We start from the raw sequence: 17,971 nt of genomic DNA on the forward strand, positions 1-17,971 counted from the left end.
TTGCTGGCGCCATGCCGTACGAAGCACCCACCCACACCGTCGAACGCTCCCTCCGCGCTACCACCGGCGCCAAGGTCATCGCCGGGGTCGACGAAGTCGGACGAGGGGCATGGGCCGGTCCCGTCACCGTCTGCGCGGCGATCACCGGCCTGCGCCGGCCGCCCGAAGGGCTCACCGACTCCAAGCTCCTGACCCCCAAGCGGCGCGACGAGCTCGCGGCCGTGCTGGAGGACTGGGTCACGGCGCACGCCCTCGGGCACGCCTCCCCGGAGGAGATCGACGAGCTCGGGATGACGGCCGCCCTGCGGCTCGCGGCGGTACGGGCCCTGGAGGCCCTGCCGGTGCGGCCCGACGCGGTGATCCTCGACGGCAAGCACGACTATCTCGGCCCGCCCTGGCGGGTCCGTACCGTCATCAAGGGCGACCGCTCCTGCGTCGCCGTCGCGGCGGCCTCGGTGATCGCCAAGGTCCGGCGCGACCGGATGATGGCCGAGCTGGGTGAAGGGGGCGGCGGAATCGGCGACTTCGGCTTCGCCGCCAACGCCGGCTACCCATCGCCCGTGCACCGGGCGGCACTTGAGGCGCTCGGGCCCACCCCGTACCACCGGCTGTCGTGGGCCTACCTCGACACGCTGCCCCAGTGGCGGCACCTGAAGAAGGTCCGCCGCAGCGAGGAAGCGCTGGAGCTGGAAATCGGAGGCCAACTCGGCTTCGATTTCTGATCGCACCCACGTGCCACCCACCGGTACGTTTCGTACCGGTGTTTGATAGACATCAACACATGCCTCTCACCCCCGAGGAGCCTCAGATTCACGAGAGTGCCCAGGGTCCCCGCGTCACGCCGGCCGCAGGCCGCACGCAGACCCCCCGTCCCGTACCTGGTCCGCGTCCCGCAGCCGTACCCCGGCCCGGACGCCCCGGTCCCCGTCCCGCTCCGCCCGCGCAGCGCGGTCCGGCCGGCCACGGAACCTCCGCCACCCCCACCGCACCGTCGGTCTCCGCCGCGGTGCCGCAGATCCAGCTCATCCCGGCCTCCGCCGAGGGCGCGCTGGACGCGGCCGAAGAGGCCGTCGACCTGCTGCTCGACACCGGGCGCGCGCCCGGCGACATCCTGGTGCTGACCACCGGCGACCCGCACCCGTGGGCCGCGCACGAGCTGTCCTTCGGCGAGGCCGCCTACTGGGCCCAGCACGATGCCGGGGACGACGTCTTCTACGCCGATGCCGCGCAGGTGCAGCGTGCCGGGGGCCGTGCGGTCGTGGTCTTCGCGGTCAACGGCGGATCGGCGGACGCGACGGCCGGTGCCCTGCCGGTCGCGCTCGAGCGCGCCGGTGCGCTGCTGATCGTGTGCGGCGACCCGCAGCAGATCAACTCCGTGCTGGGGGCGGGCGTCTGACGCCCCGTACCCGGCCGAGGGCGAGGGGCGGGGCAGGCCACGAGCCGGCCCCGCTGTAGCCCCCTGTCGTCCGCCGTCGCTCCGCGGGACCGTCGGTACGGCGCGCAGCAAGTGGCAGTACGGCGCGCGGTGCTCCGGCGCTCAGCGGGTGGCAGTACGGCGTGCAGCGCTACGGCGACCAGTGCGTGGCGGTACGGCGCGTGGTGGTGCCGCGCTCAGCGCGCGGCGGTACGGCGCAGTGCCTCGGCCGAGCCACCGCCCGTACGCAGCGTCAGGGGAACGTGCTCCGGCGTGGCGTCGCCCAGCCGGACCGGCCGTGAGTCGGAGCTGGGCCGACGGCCGCCCCGGCCTTCACCGAGCACCTGCCAGCCCTCGCGCGTCAGGGTGATGTACGCGCCGCAGCGCAGCCCGTGCAGCGTGCAGGCGTCGCGCAGCCCCCACATCCAGGCCCCGTCCTCCTCGGTCCACCGCTCGTCGCCCTCGCGGCAGTAGAGCAGTACGGCCGTCCTGACCGGAGCACGCCTTCGCAGGTCGTGCGGGATCACCCGGCGCAGCCGCGCGAGCAGCGCGTTGCGGTACTCCCAGCCGTCCGCCGAGGCCGACCGCTGCACGAACGAGGCGCTCGCCACCAGCCGTTCCTCGGGGTCGAGGACGGCGATCACAGCCGTCGAGAGCACCGGAGCGTGCCGCGAGTGCAGTCCGCCGACCAGCTCGCGCGGATTGCGCAACAGCGGGATTCCGGCGGCAGTCCACTCGGCCGGCTCCAGCAGCCTGCCGTGCCGCCTGACGCCGTCGGTGGCCGCCTGCGGTGACGAGGCCGCGGGCGGGGCGAATCCGAAGGTCACGGTCCTCCCTTCGGGTACACGCCCGCGGACGGGCACGGCTGGGGTGTGGGCGCGCCGCAGCGCGGCCCTATGGGTGCCGACGAGCCGTGCGGGAGCCCTCCGATTCTCGCGTGGCCCGTGAGTGTGCGGCAACGAGCAATTGACGCCGCCGACCGGAATTGGTTGGTTTGCCGTTCATATCCTTGCCCCGGAGCGTTCACCATGACGCCTCCCGTTACGGCTGAACGGCCAGGACCAGCGGGAACACTTCCTGAGTGCCCGCCAGCCGGAGTAGCCGGGCGGCGACGGCCAGAGTCCAGCCGGTCTCCGCGCGGTCGTCGACGAGGAGCACCGGACCCGCTGCTTCCGCCAGCGTGGCGGCCAGCTCCGGGGGAACGGTCAAGGACTGGTGGAGCCCGCGCACCCGCTGCGCGCTGTTGGACGAGGAGAGCCCGAACTCCGGCATCTGCTCGGTGTACGCCAGCGTGCCGAGCAGCGGAATCCGCCCGACCGCCGAGATCCGGGCGGCCAGGGAACCGACCAGCTGAGGCCGGCTGCGCGAGGGCAGCGCCACCACGCCCACCGGCCGGGCCGGCGCGTCCGGTGCGCCGGAGGCCCAGCCGCCCGGGCCGCGCGCCCAGTCGGCGAGCACCGCGACCACCGCCTGCGCGACGTCGTCCGGAATCGGCTGATCCGGAGCCTGCGGTGCGAGCATCGGACGCAGCCGGTTGCCCCAGCCGATGTCGGAGAGGCGCCCCAGCGCCCGGCCCGTCGCGGCCTGCTCCCCGGCCGGGATCCGGCCCTTGAGGTCGACCCCGACGGCCGCCAGACCCGTCGGCCACATCTTGCGCGGCTCCAGCTCCACGCCCGGCCGGCCCAGCTCCCCGCGAGCCGTGTCCAGCGCCGCGGGGGAGACGTCGGCCGTGAACCGGGCCCCCGCGCAGTTGTCGCAGCGGCCGCACGGGGCGGCCTCCTCGTCGTCCAGCTGGCGGCGCAGGAACTCCATCCGGCAGCTCGTGGCCGCCGCGTAGTCGCGCATCGCCTGCTGCTCGGCGGCCCGCTGCCGGGCCACCCACGCGTACCGCTCGGTGTCGTACACCCACGGCTCGCCCGTCGCGGTCCAGCCCCCCTTCACCCGGTGCACCGCGCCGTCGACGTCGAGGACCTTCAGCATCGTCTCGAGCCGGGTGCGCCGCAGGTCGACCAGCGGCTCCAGCGCCGGCAGCGACAGGGGCCGGCCGGCCTGCGCCAGCACGTCGAGGGTGCGCCGTACCTGCTCCTCCGGCGGGAAGGCGACCGAGGCGAAGTACTGCCAGATCGCCTCGTCCTCCCGGCCGGGCAACAGCAGCACCTCCGCGTGCTCCACTCCGCGGCCGGCGCGGCCCACCTGCTGGTAGTAGGCGATCGGCGAGGACGGCGAGCCCAGGTGCACCACGAAGCCCAGGTCGGGCTTGTCGAAGCCCATGCCCAGCGCCGAGGTCGCGACCAGCGCCTTGACCCGGTTGGCCTGCAGGTCCTCCTCGGCCTGCTGGCGGTCGGCGTTCTCCGTCCTGCCCGTGTACGAGGCGACCGTGTGCCCCCGGTGGCGCAGGTACGCGGTGACCTCCTCGGCCGCCGCCACCGTCAGGGTGTAGATGATCCCGGAGCCCGGCAGCTCGCCCAGGTGGTCGGCCAGCCACGCCAGCCGGTGCGCCGCGTCGGGCAGCGTCAGCACCGCGAGGCTCAGGCTCTCCCGGTCCAGCGGGCCGCGCAGCACCAGCGCGTCCGTGCCCGCGCCCGTGCCCAACTGCTCTGCGACGTCCGCGGTCACGCGGGCGTTCGCCGTCGCGGTCGTGGCCAGCACCGGGACGCCCGGCGGCAGATCGGCCAGCATCGTGCGCAGCCGGCGGTAGTCGGGGCGGAAGTCGTGGCCCCAGTCGGAGATGCAGTGCGCCTCGTCGACCACCAGCAGGCCGGTCGCCGCGGCGAGCTTGGGCAGCACCTGGTCCCGGAACTCCGGGTTGTTCAACCGCTCCGGACTCACCAGCAGGACATCGACCGCGCCCTGCGCGACCTCGGCCTGGATGCCCTCCCACTCCTCCGGATTGGCGGAGTTGATGGTCCGGGCGTGGATGCCGGCCCGGGCCGCGGCCTCGACCTGATTGCGCATCAGCGCGAGCAGCGGGGAGACGATCACGGTGGGCCCGGCACCGGCCGCACGCAGCAGCGACGTCGCCACGAAGTACACCGCGGACTTGCCCCAGCCCGTCCGCTGCACCACCAGGGCGCGCCGCTTGTGGGCGACGAGGGCCTCGATCGCCCGCCACTGGTCCTCGCGCAGCCGCGCGGCGCCCGTCGGGTCTCCCACGAGACGGGCGAGCACGGAATCGGCCGAGGACCTCAGGTCTGCGTTCATGCCCCCATGCAACCCGATGCGTCGGACATCGCGCCAACGGCGTCTCGGAGGATGTGGATGTTGAAGGGTGAAGAGAAGTTATCCACAGGGGTTTTCGGATCGGATCATGCGCGGGACCGTCGAGCCATGACGAAGCAACTCGAACCACGCGACCCGTCCGGACCGTCCACCGACCCGCAGATCACCCTGCGCGGCCCCGCGGAGCTGGCCGACGCATTGCCCTACATGGTCGGCTTCCACCCCACCGACTCCCTCGTGATGGTCGCCGTGCACGGCGAGGGCGGCCGCTTCGGCGGCCGGCTGCGCGTGGGCATTCCGGCATCTCCCACGGAGTGGGAGGACACCGCCCAGCAGGCGGCGGAGTGCCTGATCCGCGGCAGCGAGCGGCGCGCGAGCAAGCCCGACGGGATCGTCGTCTTCCTGTGCCAGGATCCGCGCGACGGCGAGACCGGCCAGCGGGTGATGACCAGGCTGCGGCCGCTCGCCCAGCGCCTCCGGCTCGCCTGCGGGGCCCTCGACGTGCCGGTGCTGGAGGCACTGTGCATCTCCGCCGGCCGGTACTGGAGCTACTGCTGCCCCGACCCGCGCTGCTGCCCGGCCGAGGGCAACGCGCTGGCCCTGCCCGGCACCTCGGTGATGGCGGCGGCCGCCGCCTTCGCCGGACTCCAGGTCCGCGGCTCGCTCAAGGACATCGAGAGCCGCCTGCTGCCCCTGCGCGGGCCCGCCGCCGAGGAGCAGGAGCGGGCCCTGGACCGGGCCGCCGTCGCCCTCGTGCCGAGGATCCTGGGCGGTGCGACCAAGGAGGAGGTGGGGGCCGAGACCCTCACCCTGGCCCGCAGCCTGATGGAGCGCCTCACCCTCGCCCCGCCCCCGGAGGGCGGGCCCTGTGCCGACGACCGGGACGACGCACTGCTATGCCACGACGAGGCCGCCACGCTGATCCTCGGGCTCCAGGACCGCGAGGTGCGCGACATCGCCGCCGAGTGGATGGAGGACGAGGAGGCGGCCCCGGCCCTGCGGCTGTGGCGGGCACTGGCCCGGCGCTGCGTCGGGGCGTACGCCGAGCACGCGGCCGCCCCCCTCACCCTGGCCGGCTGGGTCTGCTGGTCGACCGGTGACGAGCCGACCGCACGCATCGCGCTGGCGCTGGCCCTGCGGGCCGACGCCGACTACCGCTTCGCCCAGCTGCTCCACCACGCCTGCAACGAGGGCATGGACCCCGAGGGGCTGCGCCACTGTCTGCGGGAGGAACGCCGCCGACGCGAACCGTCCCGCAACCGCCCCGTGGCCGGACGCCCGCCCGGGCGGGCCACCCGCACCGCCCGCCGCGGTACGCGCAGGACGACCGGGAGCGGGCAGTGAACGGGGCCGAGCGGTGGTGGACCTCGCTGCGCAGGGGTGTGCGGGGCGTGACCCGGGCGGGGGCGGCCGCGTTGCGCTGTGGGGTGGTAGTGGCCCGCCCGTGCCGCCCAGCGAAACACACCGGAGCGCAGACAAGGCGACGCATGGCCCACCTCGATTCCCCCGCTCGCCCCCACGACCATCCCCCCGGAGCGCACCCGGCCCGGCCGCCCGCGGCCCCGCCCGCCCGCCGGCCCGACCTGCCGCCCGTGCACGGGGCCGTGCTCTGTGTCGCCGCGCCCAGCCTGGTGATCTCGCCGGAACACGGACAACTGACCGGGCGTGGACTGGACGGCATCTACCGCTCCGGCCGCCGGCTGCTCTCCCGCTGCCTGCTCCGGGTCGCCGGGCACGACCCGGTCGCCGTGCAGGGCCGCAGTCTCGGCGCCGACCGGGCCTCCTTCACCGCGACGGTCCGGACCGGGGCGGAGGCCGGTCCCGACCCCGACATCGGCGTGGAGCGGGTGCGGCACGCCGACGGCACGGAGCGGATCACCCTGCGCAGCTACGCCGCCCGCCCGGTGCGGCTGCCCGTGGAGATCTCGCTGGGCACCGATCTGGCCGAGCTGGCCGCCGTCGCGGCCGGCCGGGCCGGGCCCGAGCTGCCCGCCGGCGTGCACACCTCGGGGCTGCGCTGGAGCACCCCCGAAGCCCAGGCGGTCACCACCGCCGAACCGCCGCCCGACGACGCCCTCGCCTCCGCCGGGCTGCTGCGGTGGCAGCTGGAACTGGCGCCGGGCGAGTCCCGCACCATCGAGCTGCGCACCACCCAGGACCGCAGCGCGCGGGCACCGGCAGGGCAGGTGGCCAGTCCGCTGGCCCGGGCGCGCGCCGAGGGCGACGACCCGAGGGTGGAGGCCTGGTTCCGCACCAGCCTCGCCGACCTGCGGGCGCTGCTGCTGAGAGACCCCGAGGAGCCCGCTGACGCCTTCGTGGCGGCCGGAGTGCCATGGCGGTGTGGTCTGGCCCCGGCCGAGTCCCTCTGGGCCGCCAGGATGGCACTGCCGCTCGGCACGGGGCTCGCAGCAGCCACCCTCCGGGTCCTCGCCCGCAGCCAGCTCGAGCCCGGCGGCAAGGACACCGGCCAGGGCGCGGGCAAGGGGACCGGGCAGGACGCCGGCAAGATCCCCGGGCCACTGCGCAGCGCGGGGCCGCACCTGCCGCCCGGGTGCACGGGGACGGAGGCCACCCTCGCCTTCCCCGTCGTGCTCGCCGAGGCCCGGCTGTGGGGGCTGCCCGAGGACGAGGTGGCGCGGCTGCTGCCGGCCGCCGAGCGCTGCCTGGACTGGCTCCGGCGCGGGCTCGGGGAGGACGGGCTCCTGGCCGACCCCGATCCGGGGCCGCGGCGCTGCGAGACCCAGGCCCATGCCCACCGGGCCGCGCTGCTCGGCGCCGACCTGCTCGCCGCGTGCGGGCGGCCCGGCGCCGAGGAGTGGCGGCAGTGGGCGGACGCGCTGCGCGCGCGGTTCCACGAGGCCTTCTGGGTCGACGGACCGGACGGCGGGCGGCCCGCAGCCGCCCTGCACCCCGACGGGCGGCCGCTGCCCCGGCTGACCGGAGCCGCGGCGCACCTGCTGGACACCGGACTGCTGGGCGGCGGCCGGGTCGCCCCCGGGCTGCTCGACAAGGTCCGTACCGAACAGCTGGCCCGGCTGCTGGGCGCCCCGGCCATGGACTGCGGATGGGGGCTGCGCAGCATGGCCGCGCGGGAGCCGGGCCACAATCCGTTCGGCCACCGCTCGGGCGCGGTGCGGCCGTACGAGAGCGCCGTCGCGGTGGGCGGGCTGGCCGCCGCGGGCTTCGAGAAGGAGGCCGGGGGCCTGCTGCGGGGGCTGCTGGACGCGGCCGAGTGCTTCGGCCACCGGCTGCCGGAGATGTACGCCGCCGAGCAGCGCACCGCGGGCAGCGCTCCGCTTCCGCATCCGGCCGCCTGCCGCCCGGCCGCGGTGGCGGCGGCCGCCGGGATCCACGCGCTGACCGCGTTGGCCGGGATCCGCCCCGACGTCCCGGCGGGCACCGTCGCGCTGTCCCCGCTGGCCGGGGCCCCACTCGGAGCGGTGCGTCTGTCGGACCTGCGGGTCGCGGGCGAGCCCTTCACCGTCCGGGTCAGCCGGCTCGGCCTCGGGATGGTGGAGGAGGCGGCCGATGCCTTGCAACTGGGTGGGTAGCGGGTCACTTCCCGGCCCAGTCGGGCGCAGGGGGCGTGGCCGGTCCCCGTGGAGCCCGCTCGCGTTCCGCATTCGGTGGTCCGGGATGGCCAAAGGACTGTTTATCGTCAGGCAGACGACTATGATCGCCGCATGTCGCCCTACGACCCGTCGGCCTATCCGCCCTTCGCTGTCACCGTCGACCTGGTCGTGCTCACCGTGCGGCGCCACGCGCTCTGCGCGCTGGTGGTCCGGCGGGGTGAGTCACCGTTCCAGGGACGGTGGGCGCTGCCCGGCGGTTTCGTCCGCGGTGACGAGGACCTGGCGGCCGCCGCGGCCCGCGAGCTCTCCGAGGAGACCGGGCTGTGCGCCCACGACGCCGGTGAGCCCGGCGCGGGCAACGGCGCGCACCTGGAGCAGCTCGCCACCTACGGGGACCCCAAGCGCGACCCGCGGATGCGGGTGGTCAGCGTGGCGCATCTGGTCCTGGCGCCTGACCTGCCGGCGCCCCGGGCCGGTGGAGATGCCAACAGCGCGCGCTGGGCCCCCGTGGACGAGCTCCTCGCCGGCGGTGGCGAGGCCCCCTCGGGGCTCGCCTTCGACCACGCGCGGATCCTCGCCGACGGTGTCGAGCGGGCCCGTTCGAAGATCGAGTACTCCTCGCTGGCCACGGCCTTCTGCCCGCCGGAGTTCACCGTCGGTGAGCTGCGCCGGGTGTACGAGGCGGTGTGGGGCGTGGCCCTCGACCCGCGCAACTTCCACCGCAAGGTCACCGGGACCCCCGGGTTCCTGGTGCCGGCCGGGGGCACGACGACCCGTCAGGGCGGACGGCCCGCCCAGCTCTTCCGGGCCGGCGGGGCGACCCTGCTCAATCCGCCGATGCTGCGTCCGGAAGTCTGACGACCCGACATTCGACCGGGGCGCTTGCATCGAAAATCGGACATATCGCGTTATCTTGTGTGGGGTACTCACACTGCCGCAGAGCGGTCTCACCCCCCGCGGGAGAAGCGATGCTCCAAGCCATCGGACTCACCAGTGCGCCCCGCCGAGACCTCCCGCCCGCCGTGGACGACCTCACCTTCGAGGTCCACCCCGGGAGTGTCACCGCTCTGCTCGGCGAAGCCGGTGCGGGCAAGACCACCGCTCTGCGGCTGATGCTCGAACTCCAACCGGGGCGCGGCGTCACCTACTTCCGCGGCCGCCCCCTGCACCGGATCCCGCATCCCGGCCGTGAGGTGGGCGTCCTGCTCGGGGACGTCCCCGGGCACCCCGCTCGGACGGTCCGCGGCCAGTTGCGGATGCTGTGCGCCGCCGCCGGTGTGCCGGCCTCACGGGCCGACGCCATGCTCGACGTGGTGGGCATCGCGGGCCTGCGCGACCAGCGGCTCGGTTCGCTCTCGCTCGGCATGGACCGCAGGGTCGGGCTCGCGGCGGCGCTGCTCGCCGACCCGTGCACCCTGCTGCTGGACGAGCCCGCCGCCGGGCTCTCGCCCCGGGAGCGGAACTGGCTGTTCGGGCTGTTGCGCGGTCATGCGGCCCTGGGCGGGGCGGTGTTGTTCACCACCGACGACCCCAAGGAGGCCGCCCGCAGCGCCGACCGGGTCGTCAGCATCGACGCGGGCCGGCTCGTCGCCGACCAGGACGTGAGCGCGTTCGCGCGGACCCGGCTGCGGCCGCGGGTCGCGGTGCGCACCCCGCACGCGGCCCGGCTGGCCGACGTACTGGGCCGCGAGGCGCGCGCCGGACGGCGGGCGGTGGAGATCGTCGAGGAGAGCGGCAGCCGGCTGTCGGTGTACGGCAGCAGCTGTGCGGAGGTCGGTGAGGCGGCGTTCCGGCACGGGGTGCTGGTCCACCAGCTCGCCGACGAGACCGGGGACACCGGCGCGCCGGTCCCGCCGGCCAGGACCGAGCCGGGTGACGGCCGCGGCGAGCGCGCCCGGGCGGTGCGCACCGCCGAGCCGCCCGTCTCGGCCGTGCGCAGGATGGGCGGGCCGCTGCGGCCGCTGCGCTACGAACTGCGGCGGGTCTTCGGCACCGCCACCCCGGTGCTGACCGCGGCCACCGTGGTCGCCGTGTCCATGGTCACCGCGCTGATCCTGGCCCGGGCCGGGCAGACCTCGCAGAACCGGCTGCTCGCCGCCTGGCCGCAGCTGTTCCCGCTGCCGCCCGCCGCCATCGGCGCCGGCCTGCTCGGCGCCCTGGCCTTCGGTGAGGAGTACCGCTACCCCGCCCTCGCGGCCGACCGCGGCACCGTCCCCCGGCGGCTGGGGCTGCTGGCCGCCAAGCTCGGCGTCTGCGGCGCCCTCTCCCTGCTCCTCGGCGCCCTCGCCGTCACCGCCGACGCGGTCGCGCTGGGGCTCGTGTTCGACCGCGGCCCGCTGCGGGTCCCGGCCGAGTGGCTCGCCCCGGCGGTGAGTTGGGCCGGGCTCCTCATCGGCTGCGCCTGGGCGGGCGTACTCGCCTCCGGGGTGTTCCGGTCCGCTACCGCCGGCCTGGCCGCCGTGTTCGCGGTGCCGCTGCTCGTGGTGCCGCTGGTGCGCAAGGCTCTCGACGGCCCCTCCGCGTACCCGGCTTCGGGGATGGCGGCCCGGCTGCGCGGGCTGACCTGGGCGCAGTGGCCGCCGGAGGCGGACCGGCTGGTCCAGGGGGTGCTGCGGGTGATGGCCCAGCCCGTCGGGACCGCTCTGGTGCTCTCGTTGATGGTCCTGTTGTGCGCCTATGGGTTCACCGGCCTGCGCGGCCGAGTCCGCCTCTGATCACTTCGGGACCGAAGGCGGGTCCAAGGCGACCGAAGACGCCCGGAACACTCGAACAGGATCACAACTCCCCGCAAAAGGCCCGGTTCTTTACGATAAGTCGTCAATTGCGCAGGTGGCACCGATCACCCTTTCGTGTGCTTTTCACCAAAGACCTCAAGGGTCGCTGAAGCACGGCCGACAAAGGATTCGTGAGTACCCTTGCGCACACCATGATGACCGCCGCCCGCCACGCCGACACCGGCCTCGCCGGCCCGGGCGAACTCGATCGCTACCCCTACGCGGAGGCCTCCGGCACCGACCGCGTCGGAGCGCCCCACTGGGACGGCGCCGACGTCGAGTTGAGCCGGGTGGGCCGTCGCGCGGCGGGCAGCCGCGGCCGGGGCCTGCACGGCCAACTCGTCCAGCAGCTCGGTCAGATGATCGTCTCCGGCGACCTCGGCGCGGACCGCCCGCTGGTCCCCGAGGAGATCGGCCAGCGGTTCGAGGTCTCCCGCACGGTCGTCCGCGAATCGCTGCGGGTCCTGGAGGCCAAGGGCCTCGTCAGCGCCCGCCCCAACGTCGGCACCCGGGTGCGGCCCGTCAGCGACTGGAACCTGCTCGACCCGGACATCATCGAGTGGCGCGCCTTCGGCCCCCAGCGCGAGGACCAGCGCCGCGAGCTCAACGAGCTCCGCTGGACGATCGAGCCGCTCGCCGCCCGCCTCGCCGCCGGCCACGGCCGCCAGGACGTCCAGCAGCGCCTCGCCGACATGGTCGAGATCATGGGCCACGCCCTCGCCCAGGGGGACGCGATCACCTTCGCGCGCGCCGACAACGAGTTCCACGCCCTGCTCATCCAGGTCGCCGGAAACCGCATGCTGGAGCACCTCTCCGGCATCGTGTCCTCCGCGCTCCAGGTCTCCGGCAGCCCGGTCACGTCCTGCGACCGGCCCAGCGAGACCTCCGTCGCGCACCATGCGCGCATCGTCGAGGCCCTGGCCACCGGGGACGCGGTCGGCGCCGAGAACGCGATGCGCCAGCTCCTGACGGTCCACCCCGAGGTCGAGCGCGTGGTTCCGGCCCCGCGCGAGCACTGAGGGCGCCCGGCGGGCGGGGGCGCGGGGACGGAGCGAGCGGTCGCCGGGCCCGGTGGGGGCCCGGCGACATCCATGTGCGGACACGATGTGACTCGGGGATGTGACTCGGGCCACGAATATTGCGCGTAACACTCTGCGAGGTCACGCGATGACTTAAGAGGTGATGGCCGACGGAGGGAAGACAGCAGCCCTTGGGGGTGCTGTACAGCTCCCCGGCCCCTGCCCGCGCCGCCGGACCATCCCCAGGTCGGTGGTCGTCGGCTCCGGTCCAGCACCAGGCCGGGGTCGGAAGCCGTTCCCATCGTTCCGAGAGGTTGTTCGTGTCGGCCAGCACATCCCGTACGCTCCCGCCGGAGATCGCCGAGTCCGAGTCTGTGATGGCGCTCATCGAGCGGGGCAAGGCCGAGGGGCAGATCGCCGGCGATGACGTGCGTCGGGCCTTCGAGGCTGACCAGATTCCGCCAACCCAGTGGAAGAATGTTCTGCGCAGCCTCAACCAGATCCTCGAGGAAGAGGGTGTGACGCTGATGGTCAGTGCCGCGGAGTCGCCCAAGCGCCCCCGCAAGAGCGTCGCAGCGAAGACCCCCGCCAAGCGGACGGCCACCGAGCCCGTCGCCAGGAAGGCAGCGGCGAGGACGACGGCCGCCAAGACCGTCGCCGCCGCGGCCCCGGCGGCCGGGCCCGTGGAGCCGGACACCACCGACGCGCTCGCGGACGAGACCGGAACCGAGACCGCCCCCGCCAAGAAGGCGGCGGCGAAGAAGACGGCCGCCAAGAAGGCCGCCCCCGCCAAGAAGACCGCCGCGAAGAAGACGGCGGCGAAGAAGACGGCCGCCAAGAAGGACGTCGACGAGGCCTCCGAGGAAGAGCCGCTCGAAGAGGGCCCCGGTGCCGTCAAGGCCGAGGACGAGGAGGAGAGCGGCGAGACCAAGGGCTTCGTGCTCTCCGACGACGACGAGGACGACGCCCCGGCGCAGCAGGTCGCGGTCGCCGGCGCCACCGCCGACCCGGTCAAGGACTACCTCAAGCAGATCGGCAAGGTGCCCCTCCTCAACGCCGAGCAGGAGGTCGAGCTCGCCAAGCGCATCGAGGCGGGCCTGTTCGCCGAGGACAAGCTGGCCAACTCCGACAAGCTGGCCCCCAAGCTCAAGCGCGAGCTGGAGATCATCGCCGAGGACGGCCGCCGCGCCAAGAACCACCTGCTGGAGGCCAACCTCCGCCTCGTGGTCTCCCTCGCCAAGCGCTACACCGGCCGCGGCATGCTCTTCCTGGACCTGATCCAGGAGGGCAACCTGGGCCTGATCCGCGCGGTCGAGAAGTTCGACTACACCAAGGGCTACAAGTTCTCCACGTACGCCACCTGGTGGATCCGCCAGGCGATCACCCGCGCGATGGCGGACCAGGCGCGCACCATCCGCATCCCGGTGCACATGGTCGAGGTGATCAACAAGCTGGCCCGCGTGCAGCGCCAGATGCTCCAGGACCTGGGCCGCGAGCCCACCCCGGAGGAGCTGGCCAAGGAACTCGACATGACCCCCGAGAAGGTCATCGAGGTCCAGAAGTACGGGCGCGAGCCGATCTCCCTGCACACCCCGCTCGGCGAGGACGGCGACAGCGAGTTCGGTGACCTCATCGAGGACTCCGAGGCCGTCGTCCCGGCGGACGCCGTGAGCTTCACGCTCCTGCAGGAGCAGCTGCACTCGGTGCTCGACACGCTCAGCGAGCGCGAGGCCGGCGTGGTCTCCATGCGGTTCGGGCTCACGGACGGCCAGCCGAAGACGCTGGACGAGATCGGCAAGGTCTACGGCGTCACGCGTGAGCGCATCCGTCAGATCGAGTCCAAGACCATGTCCAAGCTCCGGCACCCCTCCCGCTCGCAGGTCCTGCGCGACTACCTCGACTAGGAGCCGGCGCGGGCCGCGCGCGGGTGCGCACGGCCACCGGGCGTCCCACTCTGGGTGGAGTCATGCACACACAGAGTCAGGAGGCCCTATGCGTCGTCCCTTTTCCCGTGTCCTTGCGGGCGCGCTGACCCTGGTGGCGGGAGCGGCCGTGGCACCTTTGGCCCAGGCGCCACGGGCTGTCGCCGACGGCGTGGTGATCGGCGGCAAACCCGTGAAGGTGACCGACAGTCCGTGGGTGGTGGCGCTCTCCAGCCGTCACCGGTTCGGGGGTACGCGGGCGGGGCAGTTCTGCGGAGGTGTGATCGTCGCCCCGACGAGGGTGCTCACCGCGGCGCACTGCCTGAGCCGCGCAGTCCTGGGGGGCACCGTCGAGTCCCTGCGGGACTTCCGGGTGATCACCGGACGGACCGAGTTGCAGTCGTCCGAAGGCCGCGAGATCGCCGTCCGGGCGGCCCGGGTGAATCCGGCGTACGACGCCGTCACCAACGCCGGGGACCTGGCCGTACTGGAACTGGCCGAATCCGTCCCGGCGGCACACGTCCTGCCGCTGGCCGAGGCGGAGCACCCGGCGTACGGGGCCGGTACGGAAGCGACCGTATACGGCTGGGGCGATACGAGTGGATTCGGTGACTATGCGTACGGGCTCAATGCCGCTCCGGTGACCGTGCTCTCCGACGAGGAGTGCGGGCGGTCGTACCCGGGGGACGCCGACGGGCAGTACCGGGCGGACTCGATGGTGTGCGCGGGGGACCCTGAGGGGGGCAGGGACGCCTGTCAGGGCGACAGCGGGGGCCCGCTGGTGGCCGGGGGCCACCTCATCGGGCTCGTGTCGTGGGGGCGCGGCTGCGGGCGCGCGGACAGTCCGGGCGTCTACACGCGGATCGCACCGCTGGCGGACTTCGCGCGCGAGCCGGTCGTACGCCGCGGCTGAGCGCACGCAAAGGCCGGGAACCGGGAACGAGGACGGGCGGCGCCCTGGGTCACAGGGGCCGCCCGTCGACCGGCCTGGCCGGTCCTGGCTCGTCGGGATGCGAGGTGTCAGCGTTCCTCGGTGTCGGCGCTGGCCGGAGCGGTCGTGAGCCGCTCAGTCTCATCCTGTATTTCCGCGGCGATCTTCTTGAGTTCCGGCTCGAACTTGCGCCCGTGGTGGGCGCAGAAGAGCAGTTCACCGCCGCTCATCAGGACGACGCGCAGATATGCCTGGGCGCCGCAACGGTCGCATCGGTCAGCGGCCGTCAGCGGGGTCGCGGGGGTCAGAACAGTAGTCACGTCGCCTCTTCTCTAGCTCGACGAGCTGTCGTACCAGGGTCAACATCCAACCAGGCCGAAAACGTTCCCGCTCGCGGCTTTTCCTCGAAACTTCCTTCCGAAGCTGGCCGGCTGCTGCCGGTTGGCGGCGAAGGAGCCGTATTGCGTTGCTTTACGGTTTCGCGTTGTTTGTCGGTGCTGCTCGTTGTCGCATCGGTCATGTCCTCCCCGGCGTGGGTGCCGGTTGTGCATGAGGACGTGCCCGAACCCTAAATGGTTCATGCGCGGAAGGGAACGTGATGTTTGCTTCACCCCTTCGGGCGATCGAACGCACGTGCGGTTCTGTACTAGGCTGAAGAACGCACGAGGGTGGCGTTGCATCGGCTCTACCTGGCCTCGGTACCCTCTGGACGGCAACCGAGCCACCCCTGAGCCCGACCGGGCCAGAAAAGAAATTCAGCGAGGAGCGAACTGCGTGACCGCCGACACGTCCGTGCCTTCCAGCGCGCTGCTGACCGGAGCAGACCGGGACGGCTCCAACTACACCGCGCGGCACCTGCTCGTCCTCGAAGGTCTTGAGGCCGTCCGCAAGCGCCCCGGAATGTACATCGGGTCCACGGACAGCCGTGGCCTCATGCACTGCCTCTGGGAGATCATCGACAACTCCGTCGACGAGGCCCTGGGCGGCTACTGCGACCACATCGAGGTCGTCCTCCACGAGGACGGCTCGGTGGAGGTCAAGGACAACGGCCGGGGCATCCCGGTCGACGTCGAGCCGAAGACCGGCCTGTCCGGCGTCGAGGTCGTCATGACCAAGCTGCACGCCGGCGGCAAGTTCGGCGGCGGTTCGTACGCCGCCTCCGGCGGTCTGCACGGCGTCGGCGCCTCCGTGGTGAACGCGCTGTCCGCCCGGCTGGACGTCGAGGTGGACCGCAACAGCGCCACCCACGCCATCAGCTTCCGCCGCGGCGTCCCCGGCATCTTCACCGAGCAGGGCCCCGACAGCCCCTTCGACCCCGCCAACGGCCTCCACAAGGGCAAGCGGGTCCCCAAGGGCCGCACCGGCACGCGCGTGCGCTACTGGGCCGACCGCCAGATCTTCCTCAAGGACGCCCGGCTCTCCCTGGAGACCCTCTACCAGCGCGCGCGCCAGACCGCCTTCCTGGTGCCCGGCCTGACCCTCGTGGTCCGCGACGAGCGCGCCATCGACGGGGCCGGCAAGACCGAGGAGGTCTTCCGCTTCGACGGTGGCATCAGCGAGTTCTGCGAGTACCTCGCCCAGGACAAGGCCGCCTGCGACGTGCTGCGCCTGACCGGCCAGGGCACCTTCAAGGAGACCGTCCCGGTCCTCGACGAGCGCGGGCACATGACCCCCACCGAGGTCACCCGTGAGCTCGGCGTGGACATCGCCCTGCGCTGGGGCACCGGGTACGACACCACGCTGAAGTCCTTCGTGAACATCATCGCCACCCCCAAGGGCGGCACCCACGTGTCCGGATTCGAGCGCTCGGTCACCAAGACCGTGAACGAGGTGCTCCGCTCCGCCAAGCTGCTGCGCGTGGCCGAGGACGACGTCGTCAAGGACGACGCGATGGAGGGCATGACGGCGGTCGTCACCGTCCGGCTGGCCGAGCCGCAGTTCGAGGGCCAGACCAAGGAGGTGCTCGGCACCTCGGCGGCCAACCGGATCGTGGCCAACGTGGTGGCCAAGGAGCTCAAGGCCTTCCTGACCTCCACCAAGCGCGACGACAAGCAGCAGGCCCGCGCGGTCATGGAGAAGATCGTCGCGGCTGCCCGGACCCGCATCGCGGCCCGCCAGCACAAGGAGGCGCAGCGCCGCAAGACCGCGCTGGAGACCTCCTCGCTGCCCGCCAAGCTGGCCGACTGCCGCAGCGACGACGTGGACCGCAGCGAGCTCTTCATCGTCGAGGGCGACTCCGCGCTCGGCACCGCCAAGCTCGCGCGGAACTCGGAGTTCCAGGCGCTCCTCCCGATCCGCGGCAAGATCCTCAATGTCCAGAAGTCGTCGGTCTCGGACATGCTCAAGAACGCCGAGTGCGGCGCGATCATCCAGGTCATAGGAGCCGGCTCGGGCCGGACCTTCGACATCGACACCGCCCGCTACGGGAAGATCGTCCTGCTCGTCGACGCCGATGTCGACGGCGCGCACATCCGCTGCCTGCTGCTCACCCTGTTCCAGCGCTACATGCGGCCGATGGTCGAGGCCGGCCGGGTCTTCGCCGCCGTGCCGCCGCTGCACCGCATCGAGCTGGTCCAGCCCAAGAAGGGCCAGGACAAGTACGTCTACACGTACTCGGACAGCGAGCTGCGCCAGACGCTGCTGGAGTACCAGCGCAAGGGGATCCGCTACAAGGACTCCATCCAGCGCTACAAGGGTCTGGGCGAGATGGACGCCGACCAGCTGGCGGAGACCACCATGGACCCGCGCCACCGCACCCTGCGCCGGATCAACATCGGCGACCTGGAGTCGGCGGAGCAGGTGTTCGACCTGCTCATGGGCAACGAGGTGGCCCCGCGCAAGGAGTTCATCACGAGCTCGGCCGCGACCCTGGACCGCTCGCGCATCGACGCCTGATCCGCACCGCCGCCCGCAGGCCGCCGACCGCCCGCGCCCGCGCGTCGACGGCGGAGCGGGCCGCGCGCGCCGGGCACGCGCCGTACGCGCGCCGCGTACGCGCCGGGGTGCTCTTCACGCCATCACCTGATGGGGTGAAGAGCACCCGGACATCAGTCTCGAAACCGTCCCTCCGCACATCCTTGTGCACACGCGGCCACTGCGGCCGCGGACAAGGAGAGTTCG

At 73.2% G+C, this 17,971-nt stretch carries 13 protein-coding genes; 10 read left to right on the forward strand and 3 right to left on the reverse strand.

The features are described from left to right. Window positions 1–11: 11 nt before the first annotated feature. Both ACZ6KO_RS00365 and ACZ6KO_RS00370 read left to right on the forward strand, forming a co-directional pair. Window positions 12–722, forward strand: coding sequence for a ribonuclease HII (locus ACZ6KO_RS00365; protein ID WP_469298145.1), 711 nt, complete (start codon window positions 12–14; stop codon window positions 720–722). A gap of 59 nt (window positions 723–781) precedes the next feature. Further along, entirely contained in the window at window positions 782–1,396 is a 615-nt protein-coding gene (locus ACZ6KO_RS00370; protein ID WP_469298147.1) for a hypothetical protein, read from the forward strand. Between the two features lie 215 nt (window positions 1,397–1,611). Here ACZ6KO_RS00370 and ACZ6KO_RS00375 read toward each other — a convergent pair whose 3' ends face one another. Beyond that, complete coding sequence (locus ACZ6KO_RS00375; protein WP_469298149.1) at window positions 1,612–2,241, reverse strand: hypothetical protein; 630 nt, start codon at window positions 2,239–2,241, stop codon at window positions 1,612–1,614. Between the two features lie 214 nt (window positions 2,242–2,455). Continuing rightward, complete coding sequence (locus ACZ6KO_RS00380; protein WP_469298151.1) at window positions 2,456–4,615, reverse strand: RecQ family ATP-dependent DNA helicase; 2,160 nt, start codon at window positions 4,613–4,615, stop codon at window positions 2,456–2,458. A gap of 126 nt (window positions 4,616–4,741) precedes the next feature. On the opposite strand from ACZ6KO_RS00380, the gene ACZ6KO_RS00385 reads away from it, so the two are divergent. The 7 genes from ACZ6KO_RS00385 to ACZ6KO_RS00415 all read left to right on the forward strand — a co-directional run bounded on the left by ACZ6KO_RS00385 (window position 4,742) and on the right by ACZ6KO_RS00415 (window position 14,833). Further along, window positions 4,742–5,977: a DUF4192 domain-containing protein gene (locus ACZ6KO_RS00385; protein WP_469298153.1), complete on the forward strand. Its 1,236-nt coding sequence runs from the start codon at window positions 4,742–4,744 to the stop codon at window positions 5,975–5,977. A 143-nt stretch (window positions 5,978–6,120) separates the two neighbouring features. Beyond that, window positions 6,121–8,184, forward strand: coding sequence for a glycogen debranching N-terminal domain-containing protein (locus tag ACZ6KO_RS00390; RefSeq protein WP_469298155.1), 2,064 nt, complete (start codon window positions 6,121–6,123; stop codon window positions 8,182–8,184). 132 nt (window positions 8,185–8,316) lie between these two features. Next, on the forward strand, window positions 8,317–9,063 hold the full coding sequence (locus ACZ6KO_RS00395) for an NUDIX hydrolase (protein WP_469298157.1): 747 nt from the start codon (window positions 8,317–8,319) through the stop codon (window positions 9,061–9,063). A gap of 110 nt (window positions 9,064–9,173) precedes the next feature. Further along, entirely contained in the window at window positions 9,174–10,919 is a 1,746-nt protein-coding gene (locus ACZ6KO_RS00400; protein ID WP_469298160.1) for an ABC transporter ATP-binding protein, read from the forward strand. A gap of 191 nt (window positions 10,920–11,110) precedes the next feature. Next, the gene (locus ACZ6KO_RS00405) at window positions 11,111–11,998 is read left to right on the forward strand and encodes a FadR/GntR family transcriptional regulator (RefSeq protein WP_469298162.1); all 888 of its coding nucleotides are present in this window, start codon (window positions 11,111–11,113) and stop codon (window positions 11,996–11,998) included. 320 nt (window positions 11,999–12,318) lie between these two features. Next, window positions 12,319–13,902: an RNA polymerase sigma factor gene (locus ACZ6KO_RS00410; protein ID WP_469298164.1), complete on the forward strand. Its 1,584-nt coding sequence runs from the start codon at window positions 12,319–12,321 to the stop codon at window positions 13,900–13,902. An 88-nt stretch (window positions 13,903–13,990) separates the two neighbouring features. Further along, a complete protein-coding gene (locus ACZ6KO_RS00415; protein WP_469298166.1) occupies window positions 13,991–14,833 on the forward strand; it encodes a S1 family peptidase in 843 nt (280 codons plus the stop codon). Window positions 14,834–14,940: 107 nt separating this feature from the next. On the opposite strand, the gene ACZ6KO_RS00420 is transcribed toward ACZ6KO_RS00415, so the two are convergent. Then, the gene (locus tag ACZ6KO_RS00420; RefSeq protein WP_150206969.1) at window positions 14,941–15,171 is read right to left on the reverse strand and encodes a DUF7455 domain-containing protein; all 231 of its coding nucleotides are present in this window, start codon (window positions 15,169–15,171) and stop codon (window positions 14,941–14,943) included. A 454-nt stretch (window positions 15,172–15,625) separates the two neighbouring features. On the opposite strand from ACZ6KO_RS00420, the gene ACZ6KO_RS00425 reads away from it, so the two are divergent. Next, window positions 15,626–17,746, forward strand: a complete 2,121-nt coding sequence (locus ACZ6KO_RS00425; protein WP_469298169.1) for a DNA gyrase/topoisomerase IV subunit B — start codon at window positions 15,626–15,628, stop codon at window positions 17,744–17,746. The last annotated feature ends 225 nt before the right edge of the window (window positions 17,747–17,971 follow it).

This window comes from Streptomyces sp. NPDC042102, assembly GCF_055582305.1.

Bases quoted from the DNA above. Each gene is read 5' to 3' on its own strand.
- ACZ6KO_RS00415 (WP_469298166.1), top strand. From the start codon at position 13,991: ATGCGTCGTCCCTTTTCCCGTGTCCTTGCGGGCGCGCTGACCCTGGTG.
- ACZ6KO_RS00385 (WP_469298153.1), top strand. From the start codon at position 4,742: ATGACGAAGCAACTCGAACCACGCGACCCGTCCGGACCGTCCACCGAC.
- ACZ6KO_RS00365 (WP_469298145.1), top strand. From the start codon at position 12: ATGCCGTACGAAGCACCCACCCACACCGTCGAACGCTCCCTCCGCGCT.
- ACZ6KO_RS00395 (WP_469298157.1), top strand. From the start codon at position 8,317: ATGTCGCCCTACGACCCGTCGGCCTATCCGCCCTTCGCTGTCACCGTC.
- ACZ6KO_RS00390 (WP_469298155.1), top strand. From the start codon at position 6,121: ATGGCCCACCTCGATTCCCCCGCTCGCCCCCACGACCATCCCCCCGGA.
- ACZ6KO_RS00380 (WP_469298151.1), bottom strand. From the start codon at position 4,615: ATGAACGCAGACCTGAGGTCCTCGGCCGATTCCGTGCTCGCCCGTCTC.
- ACZ6KO_RS00370 (WP_469298147.1), top strand. From the start codon at position 782: ATGCCTCTCACCCCCGAGGAGCCTCAGATTCACGAGAGTGCCCAGGGT.
- ACZ6KO_RS00400 (WP_469298160.1), top strand. From the start codon at position 9,174: ATGCTCCAAGCCATCGGACTCACCAGTGCGCCCCGCCGAGACCTCCCG.